The organism is Lysobacter sp. TAB13 (genome assembly GCF_052113885.1).
In the GTDB taxonomy this organism is placed as follows: Bacteria; Pseudomonadota; Gammaproteobacteria; order Xanthomonadales; family Xanthomonadaceae; genus Lysobacter; species Lysobacter gummosus.
Genome location: NZ_JBFRDR010000008.1, coordinates 25,341 through 46,212, shown reverse-complemented (window position 1 = coordinate 46,212; position 20,872 = coordinate 25,341). Strand labels below are relative to the sequence as shown.

The 20,872-nt window shown below is 67.7% G+C and carries 12 protein-coding genes and 1 pseudogene; 8 read left to right on the top strand and 5 right to left on the bottom strand.

The genetic code is table 11. From position 1 onward, the window contains the following. Window positions 1-139 precede the first annotated feature (139 nt). Window positions 140-1,204: a uroporphyrinogen decarboxylase gene (hemE, locus tag AB4Y92_RS11480; protein ID WP_441819897.1), complete on the top strand. Its 1,065-nt coding sequence runs from the start codon at window positions 140-142 to the stop codon at window positions 1,202-1,204. 89 nt (window positions 1,205-1,293) lie between these two features. Then, window positions 1,294-2,094 (top strand): heparin lyase I family protein, encoded by an 801-nt coding sequence (locus AB4Y92_RS11475; protein WP_441819769.1) that lies wholly within the window; start codon window positions 1,294-1,296, stop codon window positions 2,092-2,094. Window positions 2,095-2,162: 68 nt separating this feature from the next. Here AB4Y92_RS11475 and AB4Y92_RS11470 read toward each other — a convergent pair whose 3' ends face one another. From AB4Y92_RS11470 to AB4Y92_RS11455, 4 genes are all read right to left on the bottom strand, one after another. Beyond that, entirely contained in the window at window positions 2,163-2,663 is a 501-nt protein-coding gene (locus AB4Y92_RS11470) for a hypothetical protein (RefSeq protein ID WP_441819768.1), read from the bottom strand. A gap of 324 nt (window positions 2,664-2,987) precedes the next feature. After that, window positions 2,988-6,605 (bottom strand): two-component regulator propeller domain-containing protein, encoded by a 3,618-nt coding sequence (locus tag AB4Y92_RS11465; RefSeq protein ID WP_441819767.1) that lies wholly within the window; start codon window positions 6,603-6,605, stop codon window positions 2,988-2,990. A gap of 38 nt (window positions 6,606-6,643) precedes the next feature. Continuing rightward, window positions 6,644-10,198, bottom strand: a complete 3,555-nt coding sequence (locus tag AB4Y92_RS11460) for an ATP-binding protein (protein WP_441819766.1) — start codon at window positions 10,196-10,198, stop codon at window positions 6,644-6,646. Window positions 10,199-10,589: 391 nt separating this feature from the next. Next, complete coding sequence (locus tag AB4Y92_RS11455) at window positions 10,590-14,192, bottom strand: ATP-binding protein (RefSeq protein ID WP_441819765.1); 3,603 nt, start codon at window positions 14,190-14,192, stop codon at window positions 10,590-10,592. A 364-nt stretch (window positions 14,193-14,556) separates the two neighbouring features. Here AB4Y92_RS11455 and AB4Y92_RS11450 point away from each other — a divergent pair, with 364 nt between their 5' ends. The 3 genes and pseudogenes from AB4Y92_RS11450 to AB4Y92_RS11440 all read left to right on the top strand — a co-directional run bounded on the left by AB4Y92_RS11450 (window position 14,557) and on the right by AB4Y92_RS11440 (window position 16,437). After that, window positions 14,557-15,267, top strand: coding sequence for a YceI family protein (locus AB4Y92_RS11450; RefSeq protein WP_441819764.1), 711 nt, complete (start codon window positions 14,557-14,559; stop codon window positions 15,265-15,267). Then, window positions 15,264-15,806, top strand: a pseudogene (locus AB4Y92_RS11445) (cytochrome b); the annotation flags it as partial. The gene AB4Y92_RS11450 and the pseudogene AB4Y92_RS11445, both read left to right, overlap by 4 nt. Before the next feature lie 76 nt (window positions 15,807-15,882). Then, entirely contained in the window at window positions 15,883-16,437 is a 555-nt protein-coding gene (locus AB4Y92_RS11440; RefSeq protein ID WP_441819763.1) for a YceI family protein, read from the top strand. A 1,054-nt stretch (window positions 16,438-17,491) separates the two neighbouring features. On the opposite strand, the gene AB4Y92_RS11435 is transcribed toward AB4Y92_RS11440, so the two are convergent. Further along, on the bottom strand, window positions 17,492-17,719 hold the full coding sequence (locus AB4Y92_RS11435; RefSeq protein ID WP_441819762.1) for a glutaredoxin family protein: 228 nt from the start codon (window positions 17,717-17,719) through the stop codon (window positions 17,492-17,494). A gap of 209 nt (window positions 17,720-17,928) precedes the next feature. Between AB4Y92_RS11435 and AB4Y92_RS11430 the strand changes: the two genes are divergently transcribed. From AB4Y92_RS11430 to AB4Y92_RS11420, 3 genes are all read left to right on the top strand, one after another. Next, a complete protein-coding gene (locus AB4Y92_RS11430) occupies window positions 17,929-19,341 on the top strand; it encodes an L-serine ammonia-lyase (RefSeq protein ID WP_441819761.1) in 1,413 nt (470 codons plus the stop codon). Between the two features lie 259 nt (window positions 19,342-19,600). Then, complete coding sequence (locus AB4Y92_RS11425) at window positions 19,601-20,014, top strand: hypothetical protein (protein ID WP_441819760.1); 414 nt, start codon at window positions 19,601-19,603, stop codon at window positions 20,012-20,014. Continuing rightward, window positions 20,011-20,730: an alpha/beta fold hydrolase gene (locus AB4Y92_RS11420; protein ID WP_441819902.1), complete on the top strand. Its 720-nt coding sequence runs from the start codon at window positions 20,011-20,013 to the stop codon at window positions 20,728-20,730. Before AB4Y92_RS11425 ends, AB4Y92_RS11420 begins: the two co-directional genes overlap by 4 nt. The last annotated feature ends 142 nt before the right edge of the window (window positions 20,731-20,872 follow it).

Here is a 20,872-nt window from a genome sequence, read left to right as displayed (position 1 = left end):
TTCCCCCCTTTGAAAAAGGGGGGCCAGGGGGGATTCGCTCTTCGCTCTTCGCTCTTCGCTCCATCCCTGAGCCCACCCCCATTCCAACCCCTTCCCCATTGATGGCGCTCACCCGCCACGGTTATCCATGTCCAGCCCAATCCTGACCAACGATCGTTTCCTGCGCGCCCTGCGCCGCCAGCCCGTCGACCGCACCCCCGTGTGGCTGATGCGCCAGGCCGGCCGCTACCTGCCCGAATACCGCGCCACCCGCGCCCAGGCCGGCAGCTTCCTCAACCTGGCGAAGAATCCCGAGCTGGCCTGCGAAGTCACCCTGCAGCCGCTGCGCCGGTTTCCGCTGGACGCGGCGATCCTGTTCTCCGACATCCTCACCGTGCCCGATGCGATGGGCCTGGGCCTGTATTTCGCCGACGGCGAAGGCCCCAAGTTCGAACGCCCGATCCGCAGCGCCGCCGACATCGCCAGGCTGGCCGTGCCCGACATGGAAACCGAGCTGCGCTATGTGATGGATGCAGTACGCACCATCCGCCGCGAGTTGAACGGCTCGGTGCCGCTGATCGGTTTCTCCGGCAGCCCGTGGACGCTGGCCTGCTACATGGTCGAAGGCGGCGGCAGCGACAACTATTCCAAGGTCAAGGCGCTCGCGCTCAACGATCCGGCGGCGATGCATCGCCTGCTGAGCGTGGTCACCGACGCGGTGATCGCCTACCTCAAGGCCCAGCACGCCGCCGGCGCGCAGGCGCTGCAGGTGTTCGACACCTGGGGCGGCGTGCTGTCGCCGTCCATGTACCGTGAGTTCTCGCTGCGCTATCTGCAGCGCATCGCCGCGGAACTTTCGCGCGGCGAAGGCGAGGCGCGCGCGCCGCTGATCCTGTTCGGCAAGGGCAACGATCCGTACCTGGAAGAACTCGCCGGCAGCGGTGCGGAAGCGGTCGGCGTGGACTGGACCATCGGCCTGGGCGAAGCCGCGCGCCGCATCGGTTCGCGCGTGGCACTGCAGGGCAATCTCGATCCGGTAACGCTGTACGCCTCGCCCGAAGCGATCCGCGCCGAAGTCGGACGTGCGCTCGACGATTACCGCGACGGCAACGGGGGCTCGCGCGAAGGCCATGTGTTCAACCTCGGTCATGGCATGTCGCCGGACATGTCGCCCGAGCATGTCGCAGTCTTGGTAGATGCAGTGCACACATTAAGCGCGCGCTGAGCGCAATCACGATTAGCCCGAAAAAAACCGGCGATCTCGCCGGTTTTTTTTCTCGTACCATGCGGCGGTCACCCGACCGGAGCCGCTCGATGTCATCGATCCGAACCCATGCCGTCCACGCCGCCGCACTGGCCGCGATCCTCGCAGCGCCGGCGGTTCCGGCGCAGACCACGCTGCTGCATATCGACTACGAAACCGGCACGCAGGATTCGGGCATTCCCCGATTGATCGGCACCGAAGCGCCCGCCGCCGATGCGGCCAGCATGGTCAGCGACAAGCCGCGCTCGGGCCGCTTCGCCATCGCGCACAAGGTCACGCTGCGCAATCCGGACTATGTTTCTTTCGGCGCGCCGCGCAGCGAAAGCACGGCCGGACCGGTCGCCGTCGGCGGAACCCGACCCGGTCAGTACGCGCCCGGCCAGCATCGCCTGTACACCTTCAGCCTGATGCTCAAGGACTGGGAGCCGTGGCTGCCCACTTCGGGCTCGGCGCCCATCGACATCCTGTGGCAGTTCAAGCATTTCAACGGCGGTCCCGACATCATGATCGGGGTCAGGCGCAATCAGATGGTATTGCGCTACGCCAACAAGCAGGCGCTGCTGGTTGACGACGTGCGCCTACACAACAACCGCTGGATCGACTTCAGATTCGACATCGTCTGGGCCAAGGACGCCAGCGGCCGCTTCACCGCCGAGGTGCGCCTGGACGATCAGGCCGACTACGTGCGCAAGGCGGAAGAAACCGCGTTCCCGACCTTCAATCCGGCCTATGCCGGCACCGCCGGAACCATTCAATGGGGTTTGTACCGGCCCGATTCGGAGCAATTCCCGGCCGCGGCGCTGACGCGGCGGGTCTATCACGACGACATCACCGTGACCCGATTGCCCTGAGCGATGCGCTGTCGCCGACACCCTTCTCCCGACAACGGGAGAAGGGTGGTTCGCACGATCAATCTCGCTTAGGGATTCCAGCAATTGCCCGGCTGGCTGTCGATGTAGGCCCAGAAGCGGGTGGTGCTGTCGATATTGCCGTAGGCGTAGCCGTACCAGCTGAAGTGGCCGTGGCCGGCGATCTTGTAGCCCGGGCCCAGTTCGGCGCGGCACACCGCGTTGGCGTCGGCCAGACTGGTCAGCGAATCGCCGCGCACCGCGCGGGTCAAGGCGATGTTGCCGCGTCCCCACGAATTATAAAAATCCGTGGTGACGCCGGCCGGCACCGGCGAGCCGTCTTCTTTCACGCACAGCACCGGCAAGCGGGTCGAGCACACGGTGTCGCCGACATAAGGCTCGCATTCGTTCGCGCCGTTGCTGTAGCCGCAACCGATGTGGTCGACGCCGATGTTCAGATGCGTGACCTTGCGCCAGGTCAGGCCTTTGCCGCCGGCAGCGCCGGCCGATAACGCGGTGGATGCAGCCACTACAGCGAGCAGCGCGATAAGCGCGGATTTGGTCCGTTCCATAGTTCACCTTCCGAATGTGATGGGTGACGTGCGCTGACCGCGCACGGACATCGGACTCCAATGCTTCGATGTCGGGGCCACGCTAGTCGCGCCGATGCGATGCGCAAGTGCGCTTGTGCAGCGAACTCGCGGAAACGGGCGCTTTGGCACATAGGCGATTGGCCTTGCGTGATGAAAATCACGCGCGGCATCTACGCGATCGCTGCGACTGCTCCGAACGCATACGCACTCGTTGTGTATTTGCGCAAGCGCGGACGGTTCGCGACGTCTTGCCGCGCCGTTCGGATGCCGGCGCACGATGCGCCGGCCGTGATGTTCGACACGTTACGCCGGCCCCGATCGCGGCTCGATGCCGCCCTGACTTGCGGCCGGACGCGGATTCACCAGATCGATCGCTTCGCCGAGCATCGCGCCGGTCACCGGCTTGCGCAGGAAACGGTCGAAACCGGCGGCGGCGGCTTGCGGTTCGGCATCGGCGTCGGCGCGCGCGGTCACCGCGACCAGCGGCTGGGTGAAGCCTTGCGTGCGCAGTTGCCGGGCCAGATCCAGGCCGTTGATGCCGGGCAGGTCCAGGTCGAGCAAGGCGATGTCGAAATTCGCCGTCGCCACTTCCGCCAACGCGGCCAGGCCGTTGCCGACATGAGTGACGCGATGGCCTTGCACGCGCAGCAGACCGGCGATCACCTCGGCCACGGTCGGATCGTCTTCGACTAAAAGCACCGCGCGCGGCCCCATATGCAAGCCGCGCAAAACAGGCTCTGGCGCAGAACCCGGCACCACCCGCGGCGGCTCCGCCGCAGGCAACGGCAAATCGAACAAGAACCGCGCGCCCTGCCCCGGCGAACTCACCACCGCGATATGCCCTTCCATCGCCGCGGCCAGTTCCTGACTGATCGCCAGCCCCAATCCGCTGCCGCCGTAACGCGCCGCGGTGCGCGCGCCTTCGGCCTGCTCGAAGCGGCGGAACAGACGCTGCTTTTGTTCGTCGTTGAGGCCCGGGCCGGTGTCGGCGACTTCGAAGCGCACGCCCTGCGGAACCAGACGCTCGACGAACACGCTGACCTTGCCCTCGTCGGTGAACTTGATCGCGTTGCCGATCAGGTTCAACAGAATCTGGCACACGCGGCTGCCGTCGCCGCGCAGGCCGCGCGGCACGTTGGCGGCGACTTCGATCTCGAAGGTCAGCCCGCGCTGCTGCGCCAGCGGCCGCATCAGGTCGGTGGCCTGATCGACCAGCGCGCGCAGGTCGAAGGGTTCGTCGGCCAGTTCCAGGCGGCCGGATTCGATGCGGGCCAGATCCAGGGCGTCGTTGACCAACCGCAAGAGGTGTTCGCCGGCGCGACGAATAGATTCCGTGTAGCTACGCTGCTTTTGATCCAGCGGCGTATCCAGCAACAACTCGCTCATGCCCAACACACCGGTCATCGGCGTGCGCACCTCATGCCCCAAGGTCGCCAGAAACCGCGTCTTCGCCAGCGAAGCCTGCTTGGTAACTTCGCGCTCATGCTCCGAGCGCTGCCATGCCAGCCTGCGCTGCAGGCGGTTGCGATGGGCGAGCAGTATCCAGGCCAGCACCAGCAACAACATCGCGATGACGCCCAGCACCGCCCACCAGCTCCACCACCACGGCGAATCGACGTGCAGCTCGACGATCTGGATCGGCGACCACACGTTGTCGGCGGTCTTGGCGATGATCTGCAGGCGGTAGTCGCCGGGCGAGAGTTGCGAGAACAGGCGCTCGCCGCTGGAACCGGCCTCGACCCAGCCGGGATCGTAATTGCGCAGGCGGAAACGATAACGGTTGCTCTGGGTGCCGTTGAACGACAGCAGCCGCGCGACGATGCGCAGATCGCGATCGCCGTCGGCGATGTGCACCACCGGGATGCGCCCGGCGATCGCCTGCGCCGGATCGGGCATGAAGGTCGGGAAGGCGACGCGTTCGGCGCCGCGCCGCACTTCGATGCTTTCCACGATCAGCGACGGCGCGGTGCGGATCGGCCTCACCACCGCCGGATCGAACAACACCAGCCCTTCCGGACTGCCGATCAGGATGCGGCCGTCGCCCGGGCGCGGCACCGGCGCGCGCGCGAACTCCTGGCTCGGCAGACCGTCCTTGACGCCGTACACGCGCACCGAATGCGCGAACGGATCGACCCGCACCAGACCGCGCTTGGTGGTCATCCACACCACGCCGGCGCTGTCGGCGGTGAGGCCGCGCGCTTCGGTGGAAGGCAGGCCGTCGAGCAGGCCCAGGCCGAATTCGCGCTGCAGGCGCTGGCCGTCCCAGCGATAGGTATCGAGCGAACCGAAGCCGGCGATCCACAAACGCTGCTCGCCTTCGAACACGAAGGCCTGCACGTCTTCGGCGGTGGGCGCGCCCGGCACGGCGAGGAAGCGGCGGCTGTGTTCGTCCCAGCGCCACAGGCCGCGGCCGGCGATCCACAACTCGCCGTCGGGGCCGTTGCCGGCCAGCGGCGCGGACAGATCCTTGGGCAGGCCGCGGTCGCCGAAACTCATCGACTCGCGCACGTGGCCGTCGGCGTCGCGCGCCTGCACGTCGCCGTCGCTGCCGATCAGCCAGATCAGGCCGCCGCTGCCGACCAGCTCGACGGTGCCGCTGATCATCGCGTCGGCGCTGTCGTCCATATGCCAGTTGGCGATCGCGCGGGTGGCCGGGTCGATCCGCGCCAGGCCGCCGTAATAGGTCACCCACACCTGCCCGCGGCGATCCTGCAGCACCCGGTCCAGCGCCAGGCCGCCGCTGAAATCCTTCGCGAAATGCTCGACTTCGCCGGTTTCCGGATCGAGCCGGTCGAGCACGCCGCCGCTGCCGACCAGCCACATGTCGCCGTCGCTGGCCGCGGCGATGCCGCGCACGCTGCCGTTGGCCATCGAGGCCGGATCGTCCACGCGCCGGGTCAGCACCGAGAACTGGCGCCAGCTCGGCGGCAGATACCACAGGCCGTGGCCGTTGCTGGCGAACCACAGGCCGCCTTCGCGATCTTCGTAGGCGCCCGACCAGCTCGGCCGCACCAGTCCCTGGCTGGTGGTGCTGAACAAGGGCACCACTTCGATCCCGTCCGGGCCGCCGACGCCGAGGCCTTGCGGCAGATCGAACCAGTACTGGCCGGTGCGATCGCGGCGCAATACATCGACCACCTTGAACTTGGGCGCGAAGCTCGCCCACGGCGCGGCCTCGAAACGGCCGTCGGGCCGGCGCACGCCGACGCCGTGCGGCGTGCCGAACCAGGCGGTGCCGTCGTTTTCGAAGGTGATCGTGTTGACGATGTTGGAACTCAGCGCGCCGTCGGGCACGCGTTCGAAATCGTGCCCGGTCCAGCGCGCGGCACCGGCCAGGGTGCTGATCCACAGCGTGCCGTCGGGCGCGACGGTGAGGTTGGCCACCCCTTCGCTGGGCAAGCTGCGCGCATCGCCCGGGCGCGGCATGTAGCGGCTGATCTTGCCGTCGTCGGCCATGCGGTACAGGCCGCCGCGCTCGGTGCCGAACCACAGCGCGCCGTCGGGCGTTGAGGCGATCGACCACACCGTGTCGTCGGCGATGGCCGGCGTATTGCTGCGGTTGAAATAACGCCAGCGCTTGCGCTCGGTGTCGAGCATCGCCAGTCCGGCTTGCCCCGTGCCGATCCACACCCGGTTGCGCGCGTCCACGTGCACCGCCCACACGTAGTTGTCGAGCAGCCCCTGTTCGCGCTGCCAGACGCGGTAACCGGTGCCGTCGTAACGCGCCAGCCCTTCGCTGGTGGCGATCCACAGATAGCCGTGGCGATCTTCGGCGATGCGGTTGATGGTGTTGGACGGCAGGCCGTCGGCGACGGTGAGCTGGCGCGGCCGCGGTGTTTCCGGCAAGCCGGCGAACGCAGGCGCGGCCCAGGCCGACATCGCGCAGGCCAGCATCAGCAGGCCGCGCAGCAGCCAAGACACGCGCGTGCATTCGTTTGCTTGCATGGACGCGGCGGCCACTACGGCAGGTCCGCCTGGGCCAGCACGCTGTCGATCGTGTCGGCGAGCATCGCGCCGGTGATCGGCTTGCGCAGGAAACGATCGAACCCGGCCGCCTGCGCTTGCGGCTCGGCGTCGGCATCGGCGCGCGCGGTCACCGCGATCAGCGGCTGAGTGAAACCTTGCGCGCGCAGTTGCCGCGCCAGATCCAGGCCGTTGATGCCGGGCAGGTCGAGATCGAGCATCGCCAGATCGAACGGCGCGGTGGCGGTTTCGGCCAGCGCCGCCAGACCGTTGGCGACATGGCTCACGCGATGGCCTTGCGCGCGCAGCAAACCTGCGATGACTTCGGCCACGGTGGCGTCGTCTTCGACCAAAAGCACAGAGCGCGGCCCCACCTGAATGCCACGAAACACAGGCTCCGGCGTTGAACTCTCCACCACCGGCGGAGGCTCGGCCCAAGCCAAAGGCAAGTCGAGCACGAACCGCGCACCCTGCCCCGCCTGACTGAACACCGCCACATGCCCTTCCATCGCCGCGGCCAGTTCCTGGCAGATCGCCAAGCCCAGCCCGCTGCCGCCGTAACGCGCCGCGGTGCGCGCGCCTTCGGCCTGTTCGAAGCGGCGGAACAGCCGCGCTTTTTGTTCTTCGTTGAGGCCCGGGCCGGTGTCGGCGACTTCGAAGCGCACGCCCTGAGGCGCCAGCGCATCCACGCGCAAGCGCACCGAACCTTGCTCGGTGAACTTGATCGCGTTGCCGAGCAGATTCATCAGAATCTGGCACACCCGGTTGGGATCGCCGCGCAGGCCCAGCGGCGCGCTGGCGGCGATATCGACCTGGAAATCCAGGCCGCGCTGACGCGCCAGCGGTCGCATCAATCCAGCCGCTTCCTCGACCAGCGCGCGCAGGTCGAACGGCCGGTCTTCCAGTTCCAGTTTGCCCGATTCGATCCGCGCCAGATCCAGCGCGTCGTTGACCAACCGCAAGAGGTGTTCGCCAGCGCGCCTGATCGACTCGGTGTACCCCCGCTGCTTCTCATCCAGCGGCGTATCCAGCAACAACTCGCTCATCCCCAACACGCCCGTCATCGGCGTGCGCACCTCATGCCCCAAGGTCGCCAGGAACCGCGTCTTGGCTTCCGAGGCCTGTTCGGCCACTTCGCGCTTGTGCACCGCCAGCTGCCACGCGCTGCGGCGGCCCAGGCGGCGGCGGTAGCCGATCGCACCGACCGCCAGCAAGCCGATGCCGATGAGCGCGAACACCATTTGCGCCCAGCCCGAACGCCACCACGGCGGCTTGACGTGCAGCTTGAAGGACACCGGATCGGACCAGATGCCGTCGGCGCCGGCGGCCTTGATCAGCACGCGGTATTCGCCCGGATCCAGGCGCGAGAACACGCGCTCGCCGTTGGCGCGCTGTTCGATCCAGTCCGGGTCGTAGCCGTCCAGCTTGAAGCGGTAGACGTGCGAGCGCGGGTCCAGGAACGACATCAACCGGGCGACGATGCGCAGATCGCGATCGTCCGATTCCAGTTGCACGCGGCCCTGCGCCGGCGTGAGCGTCCATTCGTCTTCCTCGCGCCGCACGCTCAGGGTTTCCAGCGACAAGCGCGGCGGCCGCGCGCCCGGGAACGGCGTGTCCAGGTCGAACAGCACCACGCCGTCGAGCGACAGCGCCGCGCCGACGCCGTCGGCGTTGCGATGCGGCGTGGTGCGGGTCAGCTCGACATTCGGAATGCCGTCGCCCAGGCCGAACAGACGCAAGCGGCGCGCATCGGCCGAGACCATCAACAAGCCGCGCGTGGTGGTGACCCAGACCGTGCCGTTGCGGCTGACCAGCAAGCCGGAGACGTTCGTGTCGGGATAGTCGGCGGTGTTGTCGATGCGCCGTTCCAGTTCCAGCTTGCCGCCCTGCCAGCGATACGATTCCAGCGCGCCGCTGCGCGCCAGCCACAGCCGCTGCGGGCCGGCGAAACTGATCGCCTGGATGTCGCCGAAAGCGCCGCCGGGCACCGGGACGAAACGGCTGCCGTCCCAGCGCTGCAAACCGTTGGTGCCGGCGAACCACGGCTGCCCGTCCGGCCCCGGGCGGAAGGTCGCGGTGCTGGTCAGGAAACCGGCGCTGCCCAGCACTTTCTCGATCTCGCCGGCCGGCAGCGGCTCGCCCTCGGCGTTGTAGCGGCGCACCGAACCGTCGGAGAACCACAGCCACAGGCTGCCGTCGGGCCATTCGTACAGGAACCACACCGTCGCGCCCAGGTCCGGATCGCGCGCCGAGAACGGCCAGCGCCGCGCTTTGCCCGTGGCCGGATCGAACAGGCTCAGGCCAGTGGAATGGCCGATCCACAACTGCCCGTCGGGACGCGCGAACAAGGTGTGCAGCCACTTCACGCCCAGGCCTTTGCTGTCGGCGACCGGTTCCAGCTCGCCGCTGCCGGCGCGCAGGCGGTACAGATCGGTCGCGGTCAGCATCCAGAAACCGCCGTCGCCGTCGGGCGCGATGTCGCGCGCGTCGAGGCGGTCGATGCGGCGGCCGCCGACGGAGGTGATCGAAGCGAAACGGTTCCAGTCCGGCGGCAGATACGCCAGGCCTTGCGAATAGGTGACGAACCAGATGCCGCCTTCGTCGTCGCGCAGCATCTGCATCAGGCCGCTGCGGCGGTCCCACACGCCGTCGCCGGCATCGTCCTGCAGCAAGCGCACGTTGTCGTCGCTGTCCACCCGGTACAGGCCGGCGGTGGTGCCGATCCAGCGGCCGCCGGACAGATCGCTGACGACGATGGCGTTGGTGGTTTCCTCGCCCAGCGCCCACGGCGCCGGGCTCATGCGATCGTCCGCGCTCAGGCGGAACAGGCCGCGCTGGGTGCCGACCCAGATCGAGCCGTCGGCGTCGGGCGACAACTCGCCGATGCGCACGCCGGCGGTTTCGTCGCGGCCGATCGGCGCGAAGCGATCGTTGTCGAAACGCGCCAGTCCGTTCATGGTGCCGACCAGCAAGCGGCCGCGCGCGTCGGCGAGCAAGGCGGTGACCGGCCCGCGCGGCAAACGCGCGCCGGCGCCGACGCCGGGCTCGTACCGCGTCACTCTGACGCCGTCGGGCGAGATGCGGCACATCTGGCCGGCGTAGGTCGCGGTCCAGATCGAGCCGTCGGGCGTGCCGGTGAGATACGAGACGTCGTCGCTGCACGAAGCGTCGGCGCCGCTGAAACTGATGCGGACGAATTCCTTGCGATCGGCGCCGAGATAGCTCAGGCCGTTGCGGCTGGCCACCCACACGCGATCGCCGGCGTCGACGTACAGGTCTTCGAGCATGTTGTCCGGCAGCGAACCGCTCAGGCCGATGGTGTGACGCCACAGCGCGAACTCGACGCCGTCGTAGCGCGCCAATCCGTCTTCGGTGGCGATCCACAGATAGCCCTGGTGGTCGAGCTCCATCGCCACGACCGATTTGGGCAGGCCTTGCTCCTGGCCGAAGCGGCGGAAACGCGGGGTTTCCGGCAAGCGCGCTTGCGCCTCGTTGGCGAACTGCGCGCCCAACAACAGCAACAGGAGCAGACACAGACTACGTCCCAACACGGACTCCTCCTGGACCGCGAGCGATTCTCTCCCGGTAAGGCCGGTGCGCTATCGTCGCAACGGCCCCGGTCGGGCGCAAGCGCGCAATGGCGGGGGAACGGTTCTGGCGCAAGGCCCACAGTATGTCTGAGCGCAACCGCACGGGGTGTTGCGGATGTGGGTTTTGCGATGCGGTGCGGGACTTTGGACAGGCGTGTGTGCCGGGCGGCTCGCCGGGTGGGGATTCGGGATTGATTCGTGGGCTGCTGGTTTTGTGGCTGCTGACAGGAAAGCATCGGGGCTGAAGCCCCTCCCACAAAAGCGCAAGCCCCTCCCACGAGTGCCTTCACAAGACTTGCTCTTGTGGGAGGGGCTTCAGCCCCGATGCCTTTCGCTCAGCCAATGCGCCCCTTCACACCACCGGCTTCGCCGCCATCTCCAGAATGTCGCGCAGCGCATCGGCCAGCATCGCGCCGGTCACCGGTTTGCGCAGGAAACGGTCGAAGCCGGCGGCGACGGCCTGCGGTTCGGCATCGGCGTCGGCGCGCGCAGTCACCGCGATCAACGGCTGGGTGAAGCCCTGCGCGCGCAGTTGCCGCGCCAGATCCAGGCCGTTGATGCCCGGCAGGTCGAGATCGAGCATCGCCAGATCGAACGGCGCCGTGGCCGTTTCGGCCAGCGCCGCCAAACCGTTGGCGACATGGCTCACGCGATGGCCTTGTGCGCGCAGCAAACCCGCGATCACTTCGGCCACGGTCGGATCGTCCTCGACCAACAGCAACGCGATCGGCCCCACCTGCAAGCCGCGCAAACCAGGCTCCGGCGTCGAATTCGCCGACACCCGCGGCGGCTCCGCTTCAGCCAAGGGCAGATCGAACACGAAGCGCGCGCCCTGTCCCGGTTCGCTGAACACCGCGATCTGCCCGTCCATCGCCGCGGCCAGTTCCTGGCAGATCGCCAACCCCAGCCCGCTGCCGCCGTAACGCGCCGCGGTGCGCGCGCCTTCGGCCTGCTCGAAGCGACGGAACAGGCGCGCCTTCTGTTCTTCGTTGAGACCCGGACCGGTGTCGGCGATTTCGAAACGCACGCCCTGCGGCGCCAATGCTTCGACCAGCAGGCTGACCCGGCCCTGCTCGGTGAACTTGATCGCGTTGCCGATCAGGTTCAACAGAATCTGGCACACGCGGCTGCCGTCGCCGCGCAGGCCGCGCGGCGCGCTGGCGGCGATCCTGACTTCGAAACTCAGGCCGCGCTGCTGCGCCAGCGGCCGCATCAGATCGGCAGCCTGATCGACCATCGCGCGCAGGTCGAACGGCTCATCGGCCAGTTCCAGCTTGCCCGATTCGATCCGCGCCAAGTCCAGCGCGTCGTTGACCAACCGCAAGAGGTGTTCGCCAGCGCGTCTGATCGACTCGGTGTAACCCCGCTGCTTTTGATCCAACTGCGTATCCAGCAACAACTCGCTCATCCCCAACACGCCGGTCATCGGCGTGCGCACCTCATGCCCCAAGGTCGCCAGGAACCGCGTCTTCGCCAACGAGGCGTGCTTGGCCACTTCACGCTCATGCTCGGCGCGCTGCCAGTTCAAGCGCCGCGCCAGCCGGCGCCGGTACGCCATCGTGCCCCACCACGCCGCCAGCGCGATCAGGCCGAGCAAGGCCGCCATCGCCGGCGGCGTGCGCCACCACGGCGGGCGCACGTTGAATTCCAGCGTGCGTTCCTCGGCGGCGTTGCCGTTGGCGTCGATCGCGCGCGCATGCAGCAGATAACTGCCCGGCGGCAGACCGGCGAACACGCGCTCGCCGCTGTCGCCGACCGCGACCCAGTCGTTGTCGTAACCGTCCAGGCGCGTGTAGTAGCGATTGGATTGCGGATCGTCGAACGACAGCAACCGCATCTGCACGCGCATTTCGCGATCGTCCGGGGCCAGGCTCGGCAGCGATGCGTAACGCGATGCGCGCTCGGAACGCGACGGCCGCGGCGTGACGTGCAGCGGCAACGGCACCCAGCGGCCGTGCCGGCGCACGTCGAGCTGATGCCAGACCAGGCGCGGCTGGCGCGGCGGCGGATCGGCCAGGGCGGTGTCGATCAACACCACGCTGCCGTCCGACAGCGATGCGGCGAGCACGCCGTCGGCGGTCAGCACCGAGGCGCGGCGCAGGAATTCCTGGCTGCTCATGCCGTCCTGCACGCCGAAACGGCGCAGCCGGCGATGCTGCGGGTCCCAGCGAAACAGGCCGCGCGAGGTCGGCAGCCAGATGCGGCCGACGCGATCGCGGAACAGGCCGGTGCCTTCGACCGCGGGAATGCCGTCTTCGACCCCGACCCGCGATTCCAGGCGCCAGTCGCCGCCCTCGCGCTGGTAGTGCTCCAGGCCGTTAAGGCGTTGCAGCCACAGGCTGACGGCGTTCTCGAACACGAAGCCGAACACGCGATCAGCCGGCAGCCCGGGGACTTTGCGCATCACGTTGCGCAGGCGGTCGTGGCGCAGCAGGCCTTGGCCGGATGCGATCCACAAGGCGCCGTCGGGAGCGAAGCCGATCGCGTCGAAGTCGGCGTTGCCGATGCCTTGCTGGTTGCCGACGCGGATCGTGTTGATCACCTCGCCGGTGTCGGTATCGCGCTGTTGCAGGCCCTGAGTGAGGAAGGAGGTCCACAAGGTGCCGTCGGGCGCGATCACGGTGCGGTCCGGTTCGCCGGGCAGCACCGGTTCGGGCGTGTCGGTGGTCCAGTCGCGCCAGATGCCGGACGGATCGATCCGCACCAGATTGTTGCGGCTGGTGGCGATCCACAGCCGGCCTTTGCGGTCTTCGACCGCGGTGTTGGGCGTGCCGCCCTTGCCCATCGCGTCGTGCGGGCCGTCGGTGACCGGCTCGACCACGCCGTCCAGACCCAGGCGCTCGATCTCGCCGCGCGCGCCGACCAGCCAGAAGCCGCCGCGCGCGGCCGGCGTCACCGCGGTGTACAGCTCGCTGCTCAGGGTGCCGCGTTCGCGCGAATACTGGGCGATGCGGCGCCAGTCCGAACGCAGATAACCCACGCCGACGCCGGCCAGCGGGAACCAGAACGAACCGTCGTCCTGGCCGACGATCTGCAGCACCGGCCGCGCCGGACGCGCCGGACCCAGCGCCATCGGCAGCGGCACCGCGTTCGGCGCCGCGCGCCAGATGCTGCGCTGCGTGCCCAACCAGAAATTGCCGCCGCGGTCCGGCGCCAGGGTCAACACCGCGTTGAGATTGCCGAACATCACGGAGTAATCCGGGTTGCTCCAGCGACCGTTACGCTCGCGCCGGTACAGGCCGGTCTTGGCGCCGACCCAGAGCTGATCGCCGACCGGGGTGACCGACAGCACCCACGGCGCCGGGTCGGTGCCGGGCACCGCGATGCGTTCGAAATCACTGCCGGTCCAGCGCGCCAGGCCCTTGAAGGTGCCGACCCACAGCTCGCCGCGCGCGTCGAAGTTCAGCGACAGCACGGTGTCCGAGGGCAGGCTGCGCGGATCGCCGTCCTTGGGCATGTAGCGGGTGATCAGGCCGTTGCGGTCGAGCCGGTGCAGGCCGCCGCCGTAGGTGCCGAACCAGACTTCGCCATTGCGGCTGGCCACCGCGAAGGTGTCGTCGCTGCCGATTTGCGGGCGCTCTGCGTGGCGGTAATGGACGAAGCCGTTGCGCTGCGCGTCCATCATGCTCAGGCCGCGGCCCTCGGCCGAGACCCAGATGCGGTCGCGATCGTCCACGGTGACCAGGGTGAGGTCGTTGCCGGGCAGCGAGGCCGGATCGTCCGGGGTGTGCCGCCAGACCTTCATGCCGATGCCGTCGTAGCGGGCCAGGCCGTCGGTCGTGGCCAGCCACAAGTAGCCGGCGTGGTCGAAGGCCATGCCGTTGACCTTGCTCGACGGCAGGCCGTCGGGGACGCCGATGATGCGCGCGCGCGGTGCCTCGGGCACGGCGGCCCGGGCCGCGAACGGTGCACTCAGGCACAGACACAGGCAGGCGCATAGCAGCGTTCGCAACATCCGGTTCCCTCCCCCAATGAAACACGCCGTCCTGGCGGGCCGTTCCGGGCCATTCCAAGCCGTCCTAGATACCTGTCCGCGGACCATCCGTTACCTCTCAGGCACCTTTAAGGTGCCCTTCCGGGCTCACGCCGGCCGTCCCCTGTGAATGGCGGCCACGTGACGTCCGGTCTTTCCCCGTGCATTAGGCTCGGCGATATCGGCCCTGCGAGGCAAGTCACGGAACTTACGCCCCGCCGCGACCGTCGGTCGGAAGGTGCCCGATCGGGTGCGCGGCGGCCGTCCGCAACGGATCGTTGCGCGCGTCTAGACACGGCTGTGCACGGCTATGCCTAGAATCCACACCCATCTTGCCGGAGCTGCCATGTCTCTCATCCACCGCTGCGCCACCGCCCTGGCCGTGCTCTGCGCACTGCCCGCGGCTGCGCAAGCCGCGCAACCGGAGACCTATGGCTTCGACCCGGTCCACACCCGGGTGATGTTCGCGATTTCGCACGCCGGCTTCTCGCAGGCCATCGGCACCGTGTCCGGCAGCGCCGGCACCCTCAGCTTCGATCGCGACGACTGGCGCGGCGCCAAGCTCGAGGTGCAGGTGCCGCTGACCCGGCTGGACCTGGGCGACGGCAAATGGAACAAGGCCGCGCTGGCCGCCAACCTGCTCGATGGCAAGCGCTATCCGCTGGCGCGCTTCGTCTCCGAGCGGGTCGAACCGGTGGCAGGCGAGGCCGATCGCGCCCAGGTCTGCGGCCAACTGACCCTGCACGGCGTGACCGCACCGCTGTGCTTGGACGTCAAGCTCAACCAGCTCAAGCGCCACCCGCTGCCGCCGTTCCACCGCACCGCCGGGTTTTCCGCGACCGCGCGGCTGAGCCGCGCCGCGTTCGGCATCGACGCCTGGAAATCGGTGATCGGCGATGAAGTCGAGCTGCGCATCGAAGCGGAGGCGATCCGCGACAAGTACGTGGGCGATCAGCCCAAAACCAACCCGGGCGACGCCGCCGCGGCGCCCGAAGAACCCGTCGAATCCACCGAACCCACCGATCCCGCCAAGCCCCAGCCGGAGCCCAGCCGATGACCTTGAAGAACACCGCCGACCGATGGGGCGCCGTGAGCCAGTTGCTGCATTGGCTGATCGTGCTGCTGATCGCGACCATCGCCGTGATCGGCCTGACCATGGTGGACATGAGCAACGGCCCGCCGAAGATCAAAATCTACGCCCTGCACAAATCGCTCGGCCTGACCCTGCTGACCCTGGTCGTGCTGCGCCTGCTGTGGCGCATGTACGCCGGCGCGCCCAAGCCGGTGGACGGCACGCCGCACTGGCAGGAGCGCGTCGCCTCGCTGACCCACTGGGCCTTGTACGCGCTGATGTTCGCGCTGCCGATTTCCGGCTGGGTGTTCAATTCCTCCTCCGGCTACCCCTTGCAGTACTTCGGCCTGTTCAACCTGCCCAAGATCGCCCAGCGCAGCGAAGAGATCGCCCAGCTCAGCCGCAACGTGCACGAATACGGTTTCTGGCTGCTGCTGGCGCTGGTGCTGGCGCATGCCGCGGCCGCGTTCTATCACCACCTGTTCCAGAACGACGCCACCTTGACCCGCATGCTGCCGGGCGGACGCCGCAGCTTCCAGGCCATGCGCGATGTCGCTCTCGGCCCTGTTCCGCCTCCTTCCCCCTCCCCGGAGAAACCCGATGCAAATTAAGTCCCTCGCCCTGGCCGCGACCTTGCTCGCCGCCGCCGCGCCCGCGTTCGCCGCCGACTACGTGCAGCAGACCGGCTCCAGCCTGACCTTCGCCACCAAGTACCAGGGCGAAGTGTTCGCGGGCAATTTCCCCGGCTTCACCGCGCGGCTGAGCTTCGACCCGGCGCAGTTGGCGACCTCCAAGCTGGACGTGGTGATTCCGATGGCCGGCGCCAACACCAAGAACAGCGAGCGCGACGACACGCTCAAGGGCGTGGATTTCTTCAGCATCGCCAAGTTCCCGCAGGCGCGTTTCACCGCGACCAAGTTCCGCAGCATGGGCGGCAACAACTACGCCGCCGACGGCAGCCTGAGCCTGCGCGGCGCGACCAAGCCGGTGACGCTGAACTTCACCTGGACCGCGGGCGAGAAGCCGGTGCTTGCGGGCAAGGCGACGGTGAAGCGTCTGGATTTCGGCGTGGGCGGGGGCGATTGGGCGGATACCTCGATCATTCCGAACGAGGTGGCGGTGAGCACTAAGGTCGTGTTTGCGCCGGCGAAGTAAGCGCGGCGCTTGCTCGGCGCGAAGGCGCGGGTGAATTCGAAGAGGGCCGGAGTGCGAACTCCGGCCTTTCTTTTTGTCTGGTGTTTGGCGCAGAGCGACCGTGCGTTCGCTGTGGCTGTGGCTGTGGCTGTGGCTTTGGCAATTGCCGTTGCCGTTGCCGTTGCCGTTGCCGTTGCCAAGATTTTGCTTTGCCCCGGCTGTGCTGTGCTGTGCTGTGCTCTGCTTTGGCTTCGGCCTTGCCTTTGTTGTTGCCGTTGCTGGGCGCAGCTAGTAACTCGCGAGACCAGGGACACCCGGAGGGCGGCGCACATGGACGTGCGCCGGGTCCCGCCGTGGGCAGGATGCCCACTGCGGGACCTGCCCGCGCAAGCATCGCACTCGTGGCTTTTGACTCGAAACAGCTAAAGCCCTTTCTTTGGTTACTTTCTTTGTGGCTTTGGACAAAGAAAGTGACCCGCCGCTCTATGGCGGAAGCGTTTAGCGTTTGATCTTGATCTTGATCTTGTTTGAGAGCTTCTGCATTTTTGCTCGTCATTCCCGCGAACGCGGGAATCCAGCGACTTCAAGCGTTCTCGCACGAAAGGCCCTGGATTCCCGCGTTCGCGGGAATGACGGTAGGAGAGAGTGCGCAGGTCTGGATGTTTCGATCAGGGACTTCGGGTTCCTTAGAAGCCTAAGCCTTAGAAGCCTCGAGCAAGATCAAACGCTAAACGCTTCCGCCATGGAGCGGCGGGTCACTTTCTTTGTCCAAAGCGACAAAGAAAGTAACCAAAGAAAACGCTTTGGCTGTTTCGAGTCAAAAGCCACGAGTACGGTGCTTGCGCAGGCAGGTCCCACATTGGGCATCCTGCCCAAGGTGGGACCCGGCGCACGTCCATGTGCGCCGCCCTCCGGGTGTCCATCGGTCTCGCGAGTTACTAGCGGCGCCGGGCCACAGCTAAGCCGAAGCAACGGCAACGGCATTAGCTAGAAGCAAGCCAAAGCTAGGCAAGGCAAGGCAAGGCAAGGCAGAGCTGAGCTGAGCAAAGCGACGATGCAATCGCAACGCCAACCCTCACCCCTCCCCCAACCACTCCACCACCCGCCCCGCATCGAACGGCCAATCCAACTCCACCCCACGCCCCTCATCGCGCAACACCGGCACCCGCTCGCCATAACGAGCCTCCAACACCGCGTCATCGTCGATGAAAACGCTCTCGAACTCCGGCGCCCGCGCCCGCGCCAACACCTCCAGCGCCAGGTCGCACAGATGACAATCGTCGCGTTGGAACAAAGTCAGCACAGTCCGGCCTTCATCGTTGGGCCGCGGTCAATTCGCCGCGGTATGGCGGGAAAATCCGAAAACGACGGCGCCGGGCCGTGAAAGCCGCAGCACTCGCCGCAACGGCGCGCGCGTAGAATAAGCGCCCTACCGCCCTCGCGGCGCGGACGCCCCGTCCGCCCGCGCGGAACGCCAGCAACGTCCGACCCACTCGTTGGAGCAGCAAGCCCGTGGCAGTCAGCAGTTTCGACCTGTTCAAGATCGGCATCGGCCCGAGTTCCTCGCACACCGTCGGCCCGATGCGCGCCGCCGCGCGCTTCATCGAGCGCTGGCTCATCGAAGGCTGCAACGCCGAGGACACCGCCTCGCTGGGCAAGGACCTCGCCCGCACCGCGCGCGTGCGCGCGGAAGTGTTCGGCTCGCTGGCGCTGACCGGCCGCGGCCACGGCACCGACAAGGCGGTGCTGATGGGACTGGAAGGCCATTGGCCGAATCAGATCGATCCGGACATCATCCCCGCCGCGCTCGAACGCATCCGCAAGACCAAACGCATCAACCTGTTCGGGCGGCATGAGATCGGCTTCGACGAAAAGCACGATCTGATCATGAACAAGCGCCAGAAACTGCCGTTCCACACCAACGGCATGCGCTTCACCGCCTTCGACGCCGACGGCAACGTCATCGCCACGCGCGACTACTATTCCGTCGGCGGCGGCTTCGTGGTCAATCAGGACGAAGCGGCCGAAGACCGCATCGTCGCCGACACCACCGATCAGCCCTACCCGTTCCACTCCGGCGACCAGTTGCTCGCCCAGGCCGCGAGCAGCGGGCTGACCATCGCCGAAATGATGATGGCCAACGAGCGCGTGTGGCGCACCGACGAGCAGATCAACGCCGGCCTGGACGAAATCTGGAACGCGATGCAGGCCTGCGTCGCGCGCGGCATCCGCGAAACCGGCACCCTGCCCGGCGGCCTGCACGTCTCGCGCCGCGCGCCGGCGTTGTTCGCCGAGTTGTCGACCAAACCCGAAGCGGCAATGCGCGATCCGCTGACCGTGCTCGACTGGGTCAACCTCTACGCGCTGGCGGTCAACGAAGAAAACGCCGCCGGCGGCCGCGTGGTCACCGCGCCGACCAACGGCGCGGCCGGCATCATTCCCTCGGTGCTGCATTACTACGATCGCTTCTGCCCCGGCGCCAACCTGCAGGGCGTGCGTAACTTCCTTCTGACCGCGGCCGCGGTCGGCATCTTGTACAAGGAAAACGCCTCGATCAGCGGCGCGGAAGTCGGCTGCCAGGGCGAGGTCGGCGTGGCCTGCTCGATGGCCGCGGCCGGATTGGTCGCCGCGCTCGGCGGCACCACCAGCCAGATCGAGAACGCGGCCGAAATCGGCATGGAACACAACCTGGGCCTGACCTGCGATCCGATCGGCGGGCTGGTGCAGATTCCCTGCATCGAGCGCAACGCGATGGGCGCGGTCAAGGCCATCAACGCCTACCGCATGGCCATGCGCGGCGACGGCAAGCACAAGGTCAGCCTGGACAAGGTCATCAAGACCATGCGCGACACCGGCCGCGACATGCAGGACAAGTACAAGGAAACCTCGCGCGGCGGCCTGGCCGTCAACGTGATCGAGTGCTGATCGCGCGGTGAGCGGGCCGTTGCGTCATCGCGATGGCGGGCAATGGCTGGCATCGTTCGCCGAGCGCGTCGACGTAACGTGCCCACGCTGCGGCCGGGCCGGTGTCGTCCGCGCCACGTGGGCGCAACGGCAATGGACCAGCGCATTCCGATGCGCGCATTGCCAGCTCGATGCACTCAGCGAACGCGACGACTGGGTGGGCCAGGTACGGCTGATCGGCCGTCGTCCCTGCGGATATTGCGGCCACCAGTGGCTGCAGGTGAATCAGATCCAACCCGGCACCGGTACGATCCCGATCCAACTCGACGAATACCGGCGTACGCCCTCGGTCGATCCGATTCCGGCGCAATGCCCGATCTGCCATCGCAGCAGCGAGGTCGCGGTCCAGGCGCAGCGGGAACGCGACCGCGAAGCACACGATCCGCATTTCGGCCTGCCGCTGCGGCTGACCGAACGCACCCGCGCCGGCCTGTTGTGGGCTTACAACGCCGAACACATCGACGAACTCAGGCGCTACATCGCCGCCGACCAGCGTGAGCGATACCGCACGGCCAGCAACAAGAGCATGATCTCGCGCCTGCCGACCTGGATGAAACTCGCGCGCCACCGGGCGATGATGCTCAAGGCGCTGGACCGTCTGGCGGCGAAGCTGGACGTGCCGCGCGCGTCGTGACCCCGATGCGCTGCATCGTCCTGCCCGGCATGGACGGCACCGGCGCCCTGCTGGATGACTTCATCGCGGCGATGGCGCCGCGCTTCGCGACCAGCGTCATCGCCTATCCGCGCGATCGCGCGCTGGGTTACGACGAACTTGTCGTTTTCGCGCGTTCGCGGTTGCCTCTCGACGCGCCCTACCTGTTGCTCGGCGAATCGTTTTCCGGCCCCATCGCGATCCGCCTCGCCGCGCAGCGGCCGCCGCGATTGGCCGGGCTGGTGCTGTGCGCCACATTCGCGCGCACGCCGCGGCCGCCGTGGTCGCCGCTGCATGCGGGCGCGTTGTCCCGCTGGGGCGGCATCGTGCCGGTGAATCGCATTCCGCCGGCCTTGGCCGCGGCGTTCATGCTCGGGCCGTGGGCGACGCCGCAATGGCGCGCGCGCTTGGGGGCGGTGCTCGAAGGCCTGGACCCGGCGGTGATCCGGCATCGTCTGCGCGAAGCCGGCGCGGTCGATGTCGGCGCGCAGTTGCGCGAGGTGGCTTGTCCGCTGCTGTATCTGCAAGCCGCTCGCGACCGCCTGGTATCGGGAGCGAGCCGGCGCTCGATCGAGCGCATCGCGCCGGGGATGCGTTGCGTCGAGATCGAGGCGCCGCATTTTCTGTTGCAGGCCCGCCCCGAACTGGCCGCGGGGGCGATCGATCGCTGGTGCGAAGAGTTGATTGAGAAGGCATGAGTGGGAGGGGCTTCAGCCCCGATGCTCTTCGATCCGATGTGGCCGGACTGCGAGGCGACCTGATCGAAGAGCATCGGGGCTGAAGCCCCTCCCACAACAGCAAGCTCCCTCTCCCGCGACGCGGGAGAGGGCCGGGGTGAGG

Coding starts and splice junctions, on each gene's coding strand:
- AB4Y92_RS11470 (WP_441819768.1), bottom strand. CDS start 2,663: ATGGAACGGACCAAATCCGCGCTTATCGCGCTGCTCGCTGTAGTGGCT.
- AB4Y92_RS11450 (WP_441819764.1), top strand. CDS start 14,557: ATGTCTCTCATCCACCGCTGCGCCACCGCCCTGGCCGTGCTCTGCGCA.
- AB4Y92_RS11475 (WP_441819769.1), top strand. CDS start 1,294: ATGTCATCGATCCGAACCCATGCCGTCCACGCCGCCGCACTGGCCGCG.
- AB4Y92_RS11455 (WP_441819765.1), bottom strand. CDS start 14,192: ATGTTGCGAACGCTGCTATGCGCCTGCCTGTGTCTGTGCCTGAGTGCA.
- AB4Y92_RS11440 (WP_441819763.1), top strand. CDS start 15,883: ATGCAAATTAAGTCCCTCGCCCTGGCCGCGACCTTGCTCGCCGCCGCC.